This window comes from Gordonia sp. NPDC062954, assembly GCF_044543825.1.
In the GTDB taxonomy this organism is placed as follows: domain Bacteria; phylum Actinomycetota; class Actinomycetes; order Mycobacteriales; family Mycobacteriaceae; genus Gordonia; species Gordonia tangerina.
The window spans coordinates 458,627-474,537 of record NZ_JBITWL010000001.1 but is presented as its reverse complement, the minus strand read 5'-3'; the positions used below and the strand labels follow the sequence as shown (position 1 = coordinate 474,537).

The window sequence follows — 15,911 nt, the reverse complement described above, 5'->3', positions numbered from 1 at the left end:
CTGCGCGTCGTCGAATCCGCGTTGCGGTGCCCGGTCTGTTCCGTCGCACTCGAGGTCGCCGACGACGACCGATCCCTGATCTGTGTGACGTCACATCGATTCGACATCGCCCGGCAGGGGTATGTCTCGCTTCTCGACGGTCGCTCGACACCGCATCGCTCCGACACCGCTGCCATGGTCGGCGCGCGACGGCGGGTGCATGAATCCGGGCTCTTCGACCCGGTCTTCCGAGCGGTCGCCGATGCCGCGTGGCCGGTACCCGGAAGCGACCTCGAATCGAACCGACCGCCGATGGTGCTCGATGCGGGCGCCGGAACCGGCCACTACCTGGCCGCGACTCTCGCCGGCTCGGACGAGTTGTGGGGCATCGGACTGGACCTGTCGAAGTTCTGTGCCCGTGCCATCGCTCGTGGACACCCGCGTGCCGCCGCTGTGGTCGCCGACGTCTGGCGTCCCCTGCCGATCCGCACCGCCTCGGTGGGTGCGGTGCTGTCGGTGTTCTCCCCCCGCAACATCGACGAGTTCGCCCGGGTGCTGCATCCCGGCGGGGTGTTGGTGGTGGTGACACCCAACGCCGATCACCTCGGCGAGATCGTCGGACCGATGGACATGTTGGGCATCGCCGACGACAAGGACCGACGACTGCGCTCGGCACTCGGCGACCGTTTCGAGGTCATCGCCGAACACCCGGTGGCGCACCGCCGCGAGCTCGATGCGGCGGGCATAGGCGACCTGGTGAGCATGGGTCCCTCCGCATTCCATCGCACCGCCGACGAGATCGCGTCAGCCGCCGCGGCGATGACCGAGATCTCCGGGCCCTGCGGGGTGACGGTGTCGGTCACGGTGACGGTCTGTCGGCCGACGACCGGTGATCACCGCAGGGTGAGCCGGTAGACCTCGAGCGTCTGCTCGGCGATCGATGCCCACGAGAACTCGGCCTGCGCACGTTCGCGGCCGGCGGTGCCCATCGCCTCGGCTTCGGCCGAATCGGAGACGACGGCGTTGACCGCCTCGGCCAGGCCCATCTCGAACGCGCGGGGATCGACCGGGTCGTAGGGCACCAGGCGCCCGCTGACGCCGTCGCGCACCACCTCCGGGATTCCGCCGACGGCAGAGGCCACCACGGCGGTCCCGCACGCCATCGCCTCGAGATTCACGATGCCGAGCGGTTCATAGATCGACGGACACAGAAAAACGTGTGCGGCGGTGAGGATCTCGCGAATTCGCGGCTGAGGCAGCATGTCGCGCACCCAGAAGACGCCGTCGCGGGACGTGGCCAGTTCGGCCACCGCCGCTTCGATCTCCGCGCCGATCTCCGGGGTGTCGGGAGCGCCTGCGCACAACACCAACTGGATGTCGGGATGGAACTGGTGGGCCGCTGCCACGAGATGTGCCACGCCCTTCTGACGGGTGATCCGCCCGACGAAGGCGACGATGGGACGGCTCGGGTCCACCCCGAGTCCGGTGAGCGCCGATTCCGGTCCGAACGGATCGTCCACCGGGAACCAGCTCGTGGTGTCGATACCGTTGCGCACCACGTGAACCCGTTCGGGGTCGAGCCGAGGGTAGGTGTTGCACACGTCGGTGCGCATCCCCGAGCTGACCGCGATCACCGCGTCGGCGTACTCGACCGCATTGCGTTCGGCCCAACTCGAGACGCGATAGCCGCCACCGAGTTGTTCGGCCTTCCATGGACGCATCGGCTCCAGTGAGTGCGCGGTGAGCACATGCGGAACCCCATGCAGCGCAGCCGAGAGGTGGCCCGCCAGGCCCGTGTACCAGGTGTGCGAATGCACCAGGTCGGCGCCATGCGCCCCGATCGCCATCCGCAGGTCCGTGGACAGCGTGGTAATCGCCGCGTTGGCCCCGGCCAGACCCGGATCGGGCTGATAGACCTGCGCGGTTTCCCGGTCGGCGCCCATACAGTGCACATCCACCGTGGTGAGTGCGCGCAGATGTCTGACGAGCTCTGTGACGTGTACGCCGGCGCCGCCGTACACCTCGGGTGGATACTCCCGGGTCATCATCGCCACCCTCATGCGCACGACGCTAACCGGATCATCGCCGGCTCGCCATCGGTGTGGCGAAACTCGGCTTCGGGAGAGGGCCATTCGCCTAGCCGCGACGTTCGATGCCCGTTAAGTTGGAGCATGTGAGATCACAGCCGCACGTGCTCGGAATCGTTCTCGCAGGCGGCGAGGGGAAGCGCCTGTACCCCTTGACGATGGATCGCGCCAAACCGGCGGTTCCGTTCGGCGGCTCGTACCGGCTGATCGACTTCGTGCTCTCCAATCTGGTCAACGCCGGCTATGAACGGATCTGTGTTCTCACGCAGTACAAGTCGCATTCACTTGACCGTCACATCTCGCAGACCTGGTTCTCCTCGGGCTTCCACGGTGAGTACATCACCCCGGTGCCCGCGCAGCAGCGGCTCGGGCCACGCTGGTATACCGGCAGCGCCGACGCGATCTTCCAGTCGATGAATCTCATCAGCGACGAACGGCCCGAGTACATCGTCGTCTTCGGCGCCGACCACGTGTACCGGATGGATCCCTCGCAGATGGTCGAGGCCCACATCGATTCCGGTGCCGATGTCACCGTCGCCGGCATCCGGGTGCCCCGCGCGGAGGCGACCGCATTCGGCTGCATCGACTCCGATTCGACGGGACGGATCACCCGATTCCTGGAAAAGCCTGCCGAGCCGCCGGGCACCCCCGACGATCCCGAGGTCACCTTCGCGTCGATGGGCAACTACGTGTTCACCACCGATGCGCTGGTGGACGCGATCCGCGCCGACGCCGCCGACTCGGATTCCGACCACGACATGGGCGGCGACATAATCCCCGCCTTCGTCCGCCGGGATCGCGCCTATGTCTACGACTTCAAGGACAACGAGGTACCCGGGGAGACAGAGCGGGACAAGGGCTACTGGCGAGACGTCGGTACGCTAGACGCCTTCTACGACGCACACATGGATCTCGTGTCCGTACACCCGGTCTTCAACCTCTACAACCAGCGGTGGCCGATCCGTGGCGAGACCGTCAACCTGCCGCCCGCCAAGTTCGTCCAGGGGGGAACGGCCCAGGATTCGGTCGTTGGTGCGGGTTGCATCGTGTCGGCCGGCACCGTCAGCGACTCGGTGCTGTCGGCGAACGTGGTGATCGAAGACGGCGCGATCGTCGAGGGCAGTGTGCTGATGCCCGGTGTGCGGATCGGTAAGGGAGCGGTCGTGCGCCACGCGATCCTCGACAAGAACGTGACGGTCGGCGAAGGCGTAGCGCTCGGCGTCGATTCCGAGTCCGACCGAGAGCGGTTCTCGGTGAGCAGCGGTGGTGTCGTAACCGTGGGCAAGGGCTTCCGCGTCTGACGCAGCACGCGGGAGTTCACCGACGCATCGCCACCGTTACCGCTGCCGTCGGCGTCACCGCATCGCGGCGAGGCCCCGGTCGATGAGGATCGGGACGTCGACGGTGTCCGTGTCCGCGGGGAGGGCATCGATCGGCCACCATGCCAGGTCGACCGACTCGTCGCTGCGGATAACCGGTGGCGGATCTCCGTCGGAGGTCGGTTCGGTGATGGCGGCGTAGCGCACGTCGAGGTGGCGTGTGGCTACGCCGAGCGAGCAGGTGATCGGATGGGTATGCAGATGGACCGGCATCGGCGAGAGTCGCAGGGTGGCGATACCGGATTCCTCGATAGCCTCCCGACGCGCGGCATCGGCGATCGTCGTGTCGTCCGGCTCACAGTGCCCGCCGAGCTGAATCCACTTACCCACGCGCGGGTGCAGGGTCAGTAACACATGGCGCAGGGACGCGTCGAACACGATCGCCGACGCGGTGATGTGGCCGGGTTCGCTGGCACGCAGGCACCCGTCGGGGGCTGCGGCCAGGAATGCGAGATACGTGTGGCGCAGGGAGTCCTGTTCGGCATCGGGGGCGGCCCACGAGCGTAGGGCCTGCTCGGTCGAGGCCTTCAACGACGGTGCGCTCATCGCTCGATCACCAGTCCCGTGGTGTCGGCCGGTGCGCGGGTCGGGCTCTCGGTCGCGGGCCGCCCGACGGCGACGGCGCCCAACGGCTCCCACCCGTCGTCGAGGTCGAGAGCCCGGCGCACCACTTCGGGGGCGAAGATCGTCGACCCGATCCAGCAGCTACCGATCCCGCGCACCGACAGCGCGACCAGTAACGCGTTCACCGCGCCGCCGGCTGCGACGGTGAACATCGTGTGTTCGGCAGCGTTGCGTCGCGCATCCCGATACTCGTGAGCCCCGTCGGGAACCAGGAACGGTATCACCAGTTCCGGTGCGTCGTACAGGATCTGACCGCGGCCCAGACGTTTGGCCACCGACTCCGGTGACTTCGCGTCGCTCTCGAGATCGATACGCCAGGCCTGTCTCATCTCGTCGAGCAGGTGTGCACGGCGGTCGCCGGACCGCACCCACACGAAGCGGACGGGATGGGTGTGGTGCGGGGCCGGGGCGGTCAGCGCATCCGCGAACGCGGCGTGCATGATCTCGCTCTCGACGGGTTCGGGCGCAAAGGAACGCACCGATCGGCGGGTCAGCAGTGCCTCGCGCCGTCCGAGTTCGATGGCCTCGGCGGTGCCGAGTCGGAACAGGTCCTCTTCGGCGGGGCGGACCAGGTCGGCCGCCCGCGAACCGTCGTCGACAGGATGCAGGCCACGGATGACGGCGATGGGCATCCCGCCGAGTTTGCCCTTGACGAGATCGGCGGCGGCGGCGATCTCGTCGGCAACGGCGATGTCGGTCACGATCAGCGGATTGCCGTGCGCATCGACCGACCCGTCATAAGGGTGAGAGACGGCGACCCCTGCCGACCCGATCGCGACATCGGTCTGGCCGTTGCGCCACGCCCGACCCATGGTGTCGGTGACCACCACCGCCACGTCGAGATCGGCCAGCTCGTGGATGCGCCGTCGTAGTCCGGCCGCGCTGAGGTCCGGGTCGACGGGCAGCAGCGCGAGCTGATCGGTCGCGACATTCGAACCGTCGACGCCGGCGGCGGCCTGGACGAGACCGTTGCGGTTCTCCGTGATCAGCGTGCGGTTCTTGCGAGCCAGCACGCGAACCGATTCGGCGTCGATGAGTCGTCGGCGCAGAGCGTCTCGCTCGTCGGGGTCGGTCGGCGCATCGACCATGCGTCCCTCGACCTTGGAGAAGATCTTGCTGGTCGCCACGATCACGTCGCCGTCGGCGAGCCAGGGCGCCGCTGTGAGCAATTCGGCGGCGACGTCCATGCCCGGCCCGAACTCGCCGAGGCCGGTGACCGGCCGGATCTCGAGTCCGCCGCTCGCGCCGTGGTCGGGTCGACCGGTGCCGGCGGTCATGCGGGTCCGCCAACGGAGCCGTCGTCGAGGTCGGGAGTGCCGACTCCGACGAGTGCGCACGCATCGCGCACCATCTGCGCGGTGGCGGCGGGATCGGTCATCAGCAGGGGAGCCGAGCCGATGGTGATCCCGTCGACGGCGGCCCGGTCGCCCTCGGCCACCAGCCAGCCGTCCAGGATTCCGTTGCCGCTGCGAGCGCCGTAGTGGGCCGCGATCGCCTCCGCCGAGGTCTCCACGCCGATCACCGACAGACATTCGTCGGCCATCCCACGCAGGGGCCGGTTGTCGATGACCGGCGAGATCCCGACCACCGGTGCGGGCGTGGTCCGGAGCGCACTTCGGATGCCGGGCACACTCACGATGGCGCCGATGCTGACCACCGGGTTGCTGGGCGCGAGCAACACGACGTCGGCGTCGGCGATCGCCTCGGCCACTCCCGGCGCGGCTCGGGTGTCGTCGGTACCCACCTGCGCGAACCCGAAGGTGGGTATGCGGGCGCGGTGGCGCACCCACCATTCCTGGAAATGAATGGCCACGCGCTCACCTTCGTCACCGTCGGGTTTGGCCACCACCACATGGGTCTCATGTCGGTCGTCGGTGGCCGGCAGCAAGCGCACCCCGGGCTGCCAACGCCGGCACAGGGCTGCGGTCACGTCGGACAGTCGATAGCCCGCGTCCAGCATCTGCGTGCGGATCAGGTGTGTGGCGAGATCGCGGTCACCCAGACCGAACCAGTCGGGGTCGGCGCCGTAGGCGGCCAGCTCTTCCTTGGCGTGCCACGTCTCGTCGACCCGGCCCCAACCGCGGGCGGTGTCGATTCCGCCGCCGAGGGTGTACATGCACGTGTCGAGGTCAGGGCAGATACGCACCCCGTGCATCCAGGCATCGTCGCCGACGTTGACGACTGCGGTCACCGAATGCGTACCGGCGCCGGCGCCGGGATGTGGCGGGCTACCGATGACGTCGCCGTCTGCCGTGTCCCGGTGCGAGGGCTGCTCGGCCGGATCAGGAAAGGGGGTGGGCCCGAATACCTCCCGCACGCCGGAGAGAAACCGCGCGCCACCGACACCGCCCACGAGGACCGTCACTTTCACCTCGTTCACTCTAGGCCATGTCTCCCAACGCCCTTGGCGGGCGTTGGCGGCTGTCACATGACTGACGCGTCGTCGGCGATGCATCGCGAACGCGCTGCGAGGACGCGAAGTCCGAGGTCACCGTCGGTACGCCGATGACGTGGCGACCGGGTGGCATTGGGTTCGCTACCATGGGTGGCACTCTGGGGGGAGGGGATCGGCGATCTGTGAGATTGCAGATCCCCACCGACCCGGTCCGTGTCGGACCGAGAGATCCCGAAGACTGGTGGTATGAAGGAATCTTTCGGTTTAACTTGACCGCGGTGGCCTCGGCCGTGTGTAATCACATCAGTGTCATTCCGGGTTTCGAGATCGAGAATCGATGGAGCGCAAGGCTTTCGCTCATATGTTCGAAGAGCCCGGTGGGGGTTGGCCCCGGACACGCGGTGAGATCGACGGTGTGGGCAGATGCGGCGGAGCGGCAGGGTGGCCGGCCGCATCCGGCGGTAACTGGAACTGACAGACTCTCGAGCTAGGAGGCGCCGACGATGGCTTTCGAAAACCCGATCGGCAATCCCCTTGAACCACGCAATATTTCCGATCAACACAGCCCTGCCGCACCGATCGATCGGGCGGAAGAGCTCGCCGGTGCCGAGGTGGGCGTCAATCCCATTGGAATGCCCGGCGATTCATTCATGTCGCCGATCATCGGTGTGGATTCCGCTGAGCCGGTAGAGAATTCGCCGTGGCCTCAGCGTCGCCACCTCTCCTTGGTGCCCAACGATTTCGATGATCTCTTCGACGCGGTCGAGGAACAGTGGCAGGACCGCGCGCTCTGTGCGCAGACCGATCCGGAGGCGTTCTTCCCGGAGAAGGGCGGGTCCACCCGCGAGGCCAAGCGCATCTGCCAGGGCTGCGAGGTCAAGTCGGAATGCCTCGAGTACGCGTTACACAACGACGAGCGGTTCGGCATCTGGGGCGGTCTCTCCGAGCGTGAGCGCCGCCGCCTCAAGCGCGGCATCATCTGAGGGTCCGCCGGTCCGCTCAGCGGGCCGAACAGTAGGGCGGTCACAGCTGGTGCGGTGTCACCGAGTGCTGTTCACCGTCACGGCGCCGATCACTCCGGCCCGCGGTCGACAGTGTCCTCATCGACGCCGAGGTGGGTCGCCACCTGCTGCACCAGGACTTCGTGGACGAGTTCCAGCAGATCGGCGCCACGCTTGGCGCGGATCTCCAGTGGTCGCCGAAACAATATGATCTGGGCCCGCGTGGGCTGACCGGTCACGTCGACGCCGGCCGGGATGAGTCGAGCCAGCGGTATGGCCCCGTCGGCGGTGACCTCGTCGGGCCACTGGATCGACTCAGGGTCGCGCGGAAGCATGCGGGGGATGTCGTCGACGGCGATGTCGAGCCCGATGAGCTGTTCGTGCCAGTGCGCATCGATCTCCGCGAACGCTTCGAGAGCGGTCACGTCGAACGAGTCGGATCGGCTGGCGAATGCCGGCACGGATTGGGGTAACAGCGGCGAACGCAGGCCGCGTCCACGGCGGTCGCGGACCCCGATTCGCCGACCGGATCGCCGTGTGGGTGCCCCGGACCGAGACTCCGCGGCCCGGCCGCGGGTTTGGTTCAGCCGACCCCGCGCGTCCTGCCCGCGGCCGCGCGGATCGTCGCCACGGCCACGCGAGGGGCGGGGAGCATCGAAGCGCATGTCGAGAGTGTAGGTATTTGTCACGTCGGTGTCTCGGGTGAGGTGTCTTTGGGCGTGCGCGCGTGTCGCCACCGGCGCGCAAGGCCCCGCGGGGATAACCTCGACTGCGTGAAGCTCCCCCGACAGTGCTGCAGGCCCGGCTGCGCCCGTTCCGCGGTGGCTACCCTGACCTTCGTCTACGCCGAGTCGACCGCGGTGATCGGACCGTTGGCCAGCAGCGCCGAGCCGCATTCGTGGGACCTGTGTGACGAACATGCCCGACGGATCACCGTGCCACGGGGCTGGGAGATGTTGCGCAGCGAGAGCGGCTTCTCCGCGCCGGTCGCCGAGGACTACGAGCTCACCGCGCTGGCCGAGGCGGTCCGTGAGGTCGGCGGCGCCGACCGTGTCGATGTGACACCGGGATTCCCCGATCTGTTCGATCCCCTCGACGACACGCGGCCGCCGGGCCGACATCGTCGCGGACGTCCCGGGGTGGCGTCATCGGAACCGTCACCGTCGGCCGATGAGCCCGCACGTCGCTCGCCGCATTCCGCACGGCCACGACCGGGACGTCGCGGTCACCTACGGGTGCTGCCCGATCCCATCGACTGATCGGGGTGCGCGGCGGCAGCCGTACCGGTCCATTCGCGTCGGCCTGCGTGGGGTCGCAACGTGGCGCTCGGGTCGTCGGCGAAGTGGTTGACGAGTCGGCTCCGTGGTTAATCTAGATGGCATGCGCACCGGTTCCCTCGACCTCGATGACGTCGAGGAGTTGATCGATGCCGACGTGGACGGATTGCTGCCGACGGTTGCCCTGGCGGGCGCCCAGGTGCGTGCGGTCGCGGAGGCGCAGCGTGAGGGAGTGTTGGAGCCCCTCAAGCAGTTGCGTCCGCGCAGCGTCGTGATCGTGTGCTCGCCCACCGGGGCCGCTGCGCCTGCGGCCGCCCTGGTGACCGCGGCCGTCGGCGCGCGCGTCGACGTGCCGATCGTCTGTGCCTCGGTACTGCCGGGCTGGATCGGTCCGCTCGACGTGGTGGTGATCGCCGGTGACGACGCCGGCGACATGATGCTGGCCGACGCCGCAGCCCGATCGTTGCGCCGCCGCGCGGAGGTCGTGGTCGCCGCCCCGATCGAGGGTCCGTTGCGGGAAGCGCTGGGTGGCAACGGTATCGATCTGTCGCCGCGCGTCGGCGTGGACCCGCGTTTCCGGTTCCCGGGGTTTGTCGCGGCGCTGTTGGCCGTCGTGGTCTCGCTGTCGCAGGTGCGGTTCACCGGTCGCGCTCCCGGGCTGGCCGACCTCGCGGACGCCATCGACGCCGAGGCCGGAGCCAACCATCCGCGTCAGGAGAGTTTCCACAACCTTGCCAAGGCGATCGCGGGACGACTCGATGGCCGGTCGATCCTCTGGGTCGGCGACTCCGCGGCAACCGCGGTGGTGGCCGCGCAGGCGTCCCGGGCGCTGGTGGCTCTGGCGGGCGTGATCTCTGCGACCGCCGAGATCGGTGACGTCATGCGGCTGCATCGGGAGTTCTCGGCACGCACCGGATCGGCCCCCACCGATTCAATCTTCTACGACCCGGACTTCGACGGTCCGGCAGCGGAGGCGCCACCGCGGGTCATGGCGGTCACCACGCCGGCGCGCGACTGGTATCTGCGCAGGCGGCTCGACGGGATCGGCGATCTCGACGTGCTGACCGGCGAATCGGGCACCCCGACGCCACCGAGCCCGACGCAGATGCCCGATGAGGCGGCCGCCGACGCACCCGCAGACATCGAAGCGTTGCTCGTACTGGTGTTGCGGATCGAGATGGCCGCAGTCTATCTCCGGCTGATCAGGACCTGAGGTGATGAGAACCCTGGAAGGCGTGGTGCGGCCCTACGCGTGGGGGTCGCGGACCGCGATCGCGTCGATGCGAGGCAAGGCGGTGCCGTCCCCGCATCCGGAGGCCGAGTTGTGGTTCGGGGCTCATCCGGCCGGACCGGCGTCCTGTCTCGGCGCGGACGGTCAGATCGACGTCGACTTGCTGACGGCGATCCAAGCAGACCCACCCGGGATGCTGGGTCAACACACGATCGACCGATTCGACGGTAGGTTGCCGTTCCTGGTAAAGGTCCTCGCGGCCGAGGAACCGCTGTCGTTGCAGGCGCATCCGAGTGCCGACCAGGCGCGCGACGGCTTCGAGCGCGAGAACGCACAGGGCCTGCGACTCGATGCCTCAGATCGCAACTATCGCGACCCGTGGCACAAACCCGAACTCATCGTGGCGCTCACCGAGTTCGAGGCGTTGGCCGGTTTCCGCGATCCGGGTGCGACCGTGGACTTGCTGCGAGAACTGCAGGTCGCTGAACTCGATCCGTATCTCGGTATGTTGGCCGGGCAACCGGATTCCGAAGGTCTACGCGCCCTGTTCACCACATGGCTGACCCTGCCCGACGCGTCCATCACCACCCTGGTGCCCGCGGTGCTGGCCGCGGCGGTAGAACTCCTCAGCTCGGGACGGCCGAGGTTCGCCGCGGAGCTGCGCACCGTGCTGGAACTCGGCGAGGTCTACCCGCGAGACCCGGGAGTCCTGGCGTCCTTGCTGCTCAATCGGATTCATCTCGAGCCGGGGGACGGACTCTACCTGCCCGCGGGAAACCTGCACGCGTATCTGCGGGGGACCGGGGTGGAGATCATGGCGAACTCCGACAACGTGCTCCGCGGTGGATTGACACCCAAACACATCGACGTCCCCGAATTGCTGCGCGTGCTCGATTTCACACCCGCCGCCGTGGATGATCTCGTGCCTGCGGTACACACCGTCGGCGCCGAGCGCATCTATGTGACCGCCGCTCCCGAGTTCCGGTTGTCGCGGGTGGAGCTCGACGGCACCGGCCTGCTGTATGCCTCCTCGATCTGTTTCGACATGCCCGGTCCACAGATCCTGACCGTGCTGACCGGTTCGATCGAGGTCCGTCCGATGGGTGGCCGGCCCATCACGGTTCGGGCCGGGCAGGCGGTCTGGATCGCCGACTCCGAGCCCGATGTGGTGGTGCACGCATCGTCGTCGCGTGCGGTGTTCTTCCGGGCACTGGTCCCGGTGAGTGCGGGGCGCGAGCAGTAGCGCCGCGCCAGCGCTTCGCTACCGCCCCAGCATCTTCCATTCGTCGGGGGTCGCAACCATCGTGACGGCCACTCGCTCGTTGGCCGTGGTGACCGAGATGTCCTGGGGCGCCCGCGGGTTCTGCCGGAGGATGACCGCTGCGTCGGGGACTAGGTCCGTCACGCGTGGGTCGTCGGGTGCGAGAACCGTCAGATGCGTGGTGTGGGGTTCGGCCGGCGGCGGGGTGAGTCCGTCGTAGACCGCCACCCGGTGCCCGAGCGGGGCCTGGACCCGGTCGGAGCTCAATGCGAGTCGCCGCAGATCGCCGACCTGGGCGATCAGGTTGTGCCAGTGGGCCGGTCGCACGGAGTGCACGGTGACCGCAGCGCCGATCGCGATCGCCCGCAGGATCACCTGACCGACCACCTGTGGTCCAGCGCAGAGCGCCACCGCCCGGACGTCGGGACCGAGCAGCGGTACCGCGACGGCTCGCCCGCTGTGGTCGGCACCAACAAGTTGTCCACATCCGCCGGCCGGTATCCGCATCGACCGCAGCAACGCGAGGGCGTCGTCGCCGTGAGCGCACCGGAGGCGGCGATCGAGCCTGCCGGGTACGGCAATCGGCAGACTGGCTGCCAGAGCGTCGAATTGGTGTCCCTCCAGCACGGTCAGACCTGCCGGGAGCGGATCGGCCGTTCGGCCCGCCGTCGGCAACTCGGCGAATCGCACCATGCCGCTGACCTCGAGTGCGCGCTCGGCATCATGGCGCAGGCGCACCGTCGTGGTGGTCGACAACGCGGTGTTGACCCAGATCGTCGACATGACGGACGCGAGTAGGTCCGGGTCGATGAGCGCGCTACGAAACCGCAGTTCGCCTGCGGCGATGGAATCCCACTCCTCGCCCATGTCGTCGATCGGTGCGCCCTCGGACAACTGGGTGGTGACCGTGGTGATCTCGGCGGCGTTGAGGATCGAGACGCGCAGGCCGCTCTCCGAGAGCCGGTTGGCCACGCGGCGAGTGCTGATCGTCGCCGTGCGCAGGGCGCCGACGGCACCTCCGCCACGACGCGCCACCGCGTCGGCGCAATCGAGGGGGTTGAGGCGGAGCACGACCAGCACGGAGCGGTGCGCCGTCGCCGCCAGCGGGCCCAGGGTGCGGTGGTAGGTCTGCGCGATCGTGCCGCCGCCCCAGCTACGCACGCCGTGGCTGATCACCTCGATCGAATCCAGTCGGATGTCGAACGGGTTGATGCACTCGGCGAGCGCATCCAGTGGCACCACCTGGCCGGTCGGGTCGTTCACCGCGGCCCCGGCCGGGGTCAGATAGGTCACCGCAGGCGTTGCGGGCGACACCCGGAGCACGGTGATCAGTGTGTCGCCCACCCACCGGGCGCCGATGGTGTCGGTCACCGACGTCGGTGTCCGCAGGGGGGTGCGGCCGGTCTGTGGTCCGGCCGGAATGTCGAAGGACGCCGGAACGAGGTCGGCGGCGCCCCGCTGTGCCCGCGCCCAGCGGAAGCCGATGCGGTGCGACCAGGCAGCGACCATCGACCTGCGCCCACGCAGCGGGATCAGTGCGAGTGAGGCGAGTGCGGCGAGTATCAGCGCGATCGCACCCAGCGTGGACCCGCTGACGGCCCATCCGACGAGTCCGGCGGCGAGGACGGTCTCGATCAGCACCAGGGTGCCCAGCGGCAGGCCACGACGGTGCCGGTGTGCGCCCGCGGGATGATCGGTGTCCACGCGCGCCGCCGACCGTGTCGCCCCCGCGCTCGTCGCAGTCGGTGGCGGTGCGCCCCGCATCACCATGGAACCCCCCTCAGTTCTCCGGGTGACAGGCACGACACCCGCGGAAACGTATCGGCTACGCTACTACGCGGCGAATCGTCGGTGACCACGTGATACTCGGTGAGGCGAGGATGAGCCGTGTCTGCCACGCAGTCGGAATGGGGGAACGATGGCCCGGCAGCTGACCACCAGGGCGCAGGTGAACGGTTACCGTTTCCTGCTGCGCCGTCTGGAACATGCGCTGGTGCGGCGGGACGTGCGGATGCTGCACGACCCGATGCGCTCGCAGATACAAGCACTACTCGTCGGTACCGTACTGGGCCTGCTGGTCCTGGGTGGTTGCGGGGTGTGGGGGCTCATCCGGCCACAGGGCTCGGTGGGCGACGCGAAGATCGTCGTCAGCAAGGATGGCGGCGGCAACTACGTCGTCATCGATGACACCCTGCATCCGGTCCTCAATCTCGCGTCGGCTCGGTTGATCACCGGCAGCAGTGAGTCGCCTGCGTCGGTCAGCGACGGCAAACTCGCGTCATATCCGCGCGGACCCTTACTCGGTATCCCCGGCGCGCCCGGCGCGTTGCCGTCGTCGGGCCACCCCGGCGAGTCGTTCTGGACCGTCTGCGACACCGCGGCCGTCTACCCGAACGTCTCCGGAGAGTCGATCACTCTCACCGTCATCGGGGAGCGACCAGTGCTCGGCGGAGCGATCGACTCCGCGGACAGCGATGACGCGGTCATGGTGACCACCGGTGGCGAGACCTACCTCGTGTACACGGTGATGCGTGATGGCACGCCGCGCACGGTGCGGGCAGCCGTGGACACCGACAGCGTTCCGGTGATGCGTGCGTTGGGCCTCGAGGGGGTCGCGCCGCGTGAGATGAGTGCCGGACTACTGAACAGTTTCCCCGAGGTCGACCCGATCGAGGTGCCCGACATCAGCGGTGAAGGTCGGCCCGGGGGAATGCGCGACGACGACATCCGCGTGGGCTCGGTGGTGAAGTCCGTCGGCATCGACGATCAGACGAGCTACTACGTCGTGTTGCGGGACGGTGTGCAACAGATCACCGAGGCGACCGCAGAGATCCTGCGTCTCGCCGATCGCGACGGCACCGCTCCCGTCCAGACGGTGGCGCCGGGGGAGATCGCGGCCACGCCGACGTCCGCACGCCTACCTGTCGACGACTTCCCCGATCGCGCACCGAATCTGGTGGATGTCGACACCGGTGGCACGCTGTGTCGATCCTGGTCGCGCGGTGCGGATGATCCCGCGGCGACCACCGGGTTCCTGATCGGTCGGACGTTGCCCCTACCCGACGGTGCCGAGCCGGTATCCCTCACCTCGGCGGACGGTCCGGGCCCGGGCGTCGATCAGGTGTACCTCCGTCCGGGCACCGGTGAGTACCTCCAGGTCACCGGCGCCGAACCGGACAGCGAACGCGTCGAATCACGGTTCTTCGTCAGCGATTTCGGGATTCGCTTCGGGGTGGCCGATGCCGAAGCCGGGCAGATCCTGGGATTGGGTGAGCGTCCCATGCAGGCGCCATGGTCGGTGATCTCGCTGCTGGCCGCCGGTCCGTCCTTGTCCCGGACCGCCGCGCTGGTGTCCCACGACGGCATGGTGCCCGATCAGGACGGCCGGGCCATCGCCGACCCCGGCAACTGACCCACCGTCGGCAAACTGCCAACTGAACCTGCGCGTCGACTGGGCGCTGTTATCCGTTGACTGGGCGCTGTTTTCGGTCGACTGGGCGCGGCTGCCGTTCAGGACGTCAGTGGGCCGCCGACGATGTTGGAGACGATGCCGCGGATGATCCGGGTCCCGTCTTCGGAGCGCAGCTCGTCGTACCAAGCGGCAGTCGCCGCCGGATCCTTGGCGTGGGTCACGTCGCACCGCCGGCGCGCGCGCAGGACGAGATCGCCGGCCCGCTCGGTGCGCGACGACTCGTAGGCGGCCAGCGCTGCGTGGACATCGTCGCGGTGCTCTGTGAACGCGAACTGAAGTGCCACTGCGTCTTCCATCGCCGAACAGCCGCCCTGTCCGATGTCGGGAGTGGTGTTGTGGGCGGCGTCGCCGAGCACCGCGACCCGGCCCTTGACCCAGGTGTGAAACGGATCGAGGTCGAGGATCTCGACGCGATTTGTGGTCGCCGGGTCGAGCTTCTCGATAAGCCGCTGGACCCCGGGGGCCCAACGCGCGAAATTGTCCGCGAGGACCTCGCGCGCGGTACCGCGTTCGTAGGGTTCACCTTCTGGCATCGTCACATCGAAGAAGAAGTAGAAGCGATTGTCGGCGATGGGCATCACCGACACCCGCTTTCCGTCGCCCACGTAGGTGGTCCACTCGGTGGCCGGCCCGATGGCCTCATCCACCTCGACGAGACCGTTGAAATTGACATAGCCCGCATATCGGCGTTCCACCGGTCCGCCCAGGACATATTCGCGCGTCAGGGATTTGGCACCGTCGGCGCCGATGACGATGTCGCCCGTGGCGGTGGTGCCGTCGGCGAACTCGACCGTGGCCTGCGTGGGGCCGTCGGCGACACTGACCATCTTCTTGCCGAAGTTGATGTCCGCCATGCCGTACGCGGTCATCAGCATCATCTGCAGCTCGGCCCGGGCGACGGGGTACGGGCGCTGCCCGACCTCATCGATCAGTGGTTGCATGCTGAAGCGGCACATGGTTTCGCCGGTGAACCCGTCGACGTAGGACATGGAGTCGACGATGCCGCCGAGCGCCGCTGTCTGTTTCTCGAGTCCGAGGTGGTTGAGGCATTTGACGCCGTTGGACCAGACCGAGATCGCGGCGCCCACCGGCTTGTTCTCGGTCACCTGTTCATAGACCTCGACCTCGTGACCGATCTGCTTGAGCGCGATGGCAGCGCTGAGTCCGCCCATTCCGGCGCCGATGATGACAGCCTTCACCTCGTG

Annotated in this window: 14 protein-coding genes; 7 read left to right on the top strand and 7 right to left on the bottom strand. The window is 68.2% G+C overall.

Features of this window, described 5'->3' with window-relative positions; all coding sequences use genetic code 11:
• Positions 1–21: 21 nt before the first annotated feature.
• Entirely contained in the window at positions 22–894 is an 873-nt protein-coding gene (locus ACIGKQ_RS02205) for a putative RNA methyltransferase (RefSeq protein ID WP_372474969.1), read from the top strand.
• On the opposite strand, the gene glgA is transcribed toward ACIGKQ_RS02205, so the two are convergent.
• Positions 873–2,039: a glycogen synthase gene (gene glgA / locus ACIGKQ_RS02200; RefSeq protein WP_235722463.1), complete on the bottom strand. Its 1,167-nt coding sequence runs from the start codon at positions 2,037–2,039 to the stop codon at positions 873–875. The genes ACIGKQ_RS02205 and glgA overlap by 22 nt on opposite strands.
• Before the next feature lie 113 nt (positions 2,040–2,152).
• On the opposite strand from glgA, the gene glgC reads away from it, so the two are divergent.
• Positions 2,153–3,367 carry a glucose-1-phosphate adenylyltransferase gene (gene glgC / locus ACIGKQ_RS02195; RefSeq protein ID WP_235722465.1) on the top strand — a complete coding sequence of 405 codons (1,215 nt, stop codon included), beginning with the start codon at positions 2,153–2,155 and terminating at the stop codon, positions 3,365–3,367.
• A 54-nt stretch (positions 3,368–3,421) separates the two neighbouring features.
• Here glgC and ACIGKQ_RS02190 read toward each other — a convergent pair whose 3' ends face one another.
• Genes ACIGKQ_RS02190 through cofD form a run of 3 tightly spaced genes read right to left on the bottom strand, consistent with a single transcriptional unit; the run spans position 3,422 to position 6,440 of the window.
• The gene (locus tag ACIGKQ_RS02190) at positions 3,422–3,991 is read right to left on the bottom strand and encodes an NUDIX hydrolase (RefSeq protein WP_235722467.1); all 570 of its coding nucleotides are present in this window, start codon (positions 3,989–3,991) and stop codon (positions 3,422–3,424) included.
• Positions 3,988–5,346, bottom strand: a complete 1,359-nt coding sequence (locus tag ACIGKQ_RS02185; protein WP_235722469.1) for a coenzyme F420-0:L-glutamate ligase — start codon at positions 5,344–5,346, stop codon at positions 3,988–3,990. The genes ACIGKQ_RS02190 and ACIGKQ_RS02185 overlap by 4 nt, the downstream gene beginning before the upstream one ends.
• On the bottom strand, positions 5,343–6,440 hold the full coding sequence (cofD, locus tag ACIGKQ_RS02180) for a 2-phospho-L-lactate transferase (RefSeq protein ID WP_396572116.1): 1,098 nt from the start codon (positions 6,438–6,440) through the stop codon (positions 5,343–5,345). The genes ACIGKQ_RS02185 and cofD overlap by 4 nt, the downstream gene beginning before the upstream one ends.
• Positions 6,441–7,189: 749 nt before the next feature.
• On the opposite strand from cofD, the gene ACIGKQ_RS02175 reads away from it, so the two are divergent.
• On the top strand, positions 7,190–7,447 hold the full coding sequence (locus ACIGKQ_RS02175; protein WP_171011557.1) for a WhiB family transcriptional regulator: 258 nt from the start codon (positions 7,190–7,192) through the stop codon (positions 7,445–7,447).
• An 89-nt stretch (positions 7,448–7,536) separates the two neighbouring features.
• On the opposite strand, the gene ACIGKQ_RS02170 is transcribed toward ACIGKQ_RS02175, so the two are convergent.
• Positions 7,537–7,983 (bottom strand): metallopeptidase family protein, encoded by a 447-nt coding sequence (locus tag ACIGKQ_RS02170; RefSeq protein WP_235722780.1) that lies wholly within the window; start codon positions 7,981–7,983, stop codon positions 7,537–7,539.
• A gap of 255 nt (positions 7,984–8,238) precedes the next feature.
• Between ACIGKQ_RS02170 and ACIGKQ_RS02165 the strand changes: the two genes are divergently transcribed.
• The 3 genes from ACIGKQ_RS02165 (at position 8,239) to manA (ending at position 11,216) form a co-directional block, all read left to right on the top strand.
• Positions 8,239–8,724, top strand: a complete 486-nt coding sequence (locus ACIGKQ_RS02165; protein ID WP_396572114.1) for a DUF3499 domain-containing protein — start codon at positions 8,239–8,241, stop codon at positions 8,722–8,724.
• A 121-nt stretch (positions 8,725–8,845) separates the two neighbouring features.
• Positions 8,846–9,955, top strand: a complete 1,110-nt coding sequence (locus ACIGKQ_RS02160) for a hypothetical protein (RefSeq protein ID WP_266061751.1) — start codon at positions 8,846–8,848, stop codon at positions 9,953–9,955.
• A 4-nt stretch (positions 9,956–9,959) separates the two neighbouring features.
• Complete coding sequence (manA, locus tag ACIGKQ_RS02155; protein ID WP_266061821.1) at positions 9,960–11,216, top strand: mannose-6-phosphate isomerase, class I; 1,257 nt, start codon at positions 9,960–9,962, stop codon at positions 11,214–11,216.
• 18 nt (positions 11,217–11,234) lie between these two features.
• On the opposite strand, the gene eccE is transcribed toward manA, so the two are convergent.
• A complete protein-coding gene (gene eccE / locus ACIGKQ_RS02150; protein WP_266061748.1) occupies positions 11,235–12,938 on the bottom strand; it encodes a type VII secretion protein EccE in 1,704 nt (567 codons plus the stop codon).
• A 214-nt stretch (positions 12,939–13,152) separates the two neighbouring features.
• On the opposite strand from eccE, the gene eccB reads away from it, so the two are divergent.
• A complete protein-coding gene (gene eccB / locus ACIGKQ_RS02145) occupies positions 13,153–14,646 on the top strand; it encodes a type VII secretion protein EccB (protein ID WP_235722476.1) in 1,494 nt (497 codons plus the stop codon).
• 98 nt (positions 14,647–14,744) lie between these two features.
• Here the strand turns inward: eccB and hpxO are convergent, their stop codons facing one another.
• Complete coding sequence (gene hpxO / locus ACIGKQ_RS02140) at positions 14,745–15,905, bottom strand: FAD-dependent urate hydroxylase HpxO (RefSeq protein ID WP_235722782.1); 1,161 nt, start codon at positions 15,903–15,905, stop codon at positions 14,745–14,747.
• Between the last annotated feature and the right edge of the window lie 6 nt (positions 15,906–15,911).

What these genes read in the sequence shown, in the direction of transcription:
- ACIGKQ_RS02160 (WP_266061751.1), top strand. Translation starts at nt 8,846, where the DNA reads ATGCGCACCGGTTCCCTCGACCTCGATGACGTCGAGGAGTTGATCGAT.
- eccB (WP_235722476.1), top strand. Translation starts at nt 13,153, where the DNA reads ATGGCCCGGCAGCTGACCACCAGGGCGCAGGTGAACGGTTACCGTTTC.
- glgA (WP_235722463.1), bottom strand. Translation starts at nt 2,039, where the DNA reads ATGAGGGTGGCGATGATGACCCGGGAGTATCCACCCGAGGTGTACGGC.
- manA (WP_266061821.1), top strand. Translation starts at nt 9,960, where the DNA reads ATGAGAACCCTGGAAGGCGTGGTGCGGCCCTACGCGTGGGGGTCGCGG.
- ACIGKQ_RS02190 (WP_235722467.1), bottom strand. Translation starts at nt 3,991, where the DNA reads ATGAGCGCACCGTCGTTGAAGGCCTCGACCGAGCAGGCCCTACGCTCG.
- ACIGKQ_RS02185 (WP_235722469.1), bottom strand. Translation starts at nt 5,346, where the DNA reads ATGACCGCCGGCACCGGTCGACCCGACCACGGCGCGAGCGGCGGACTC.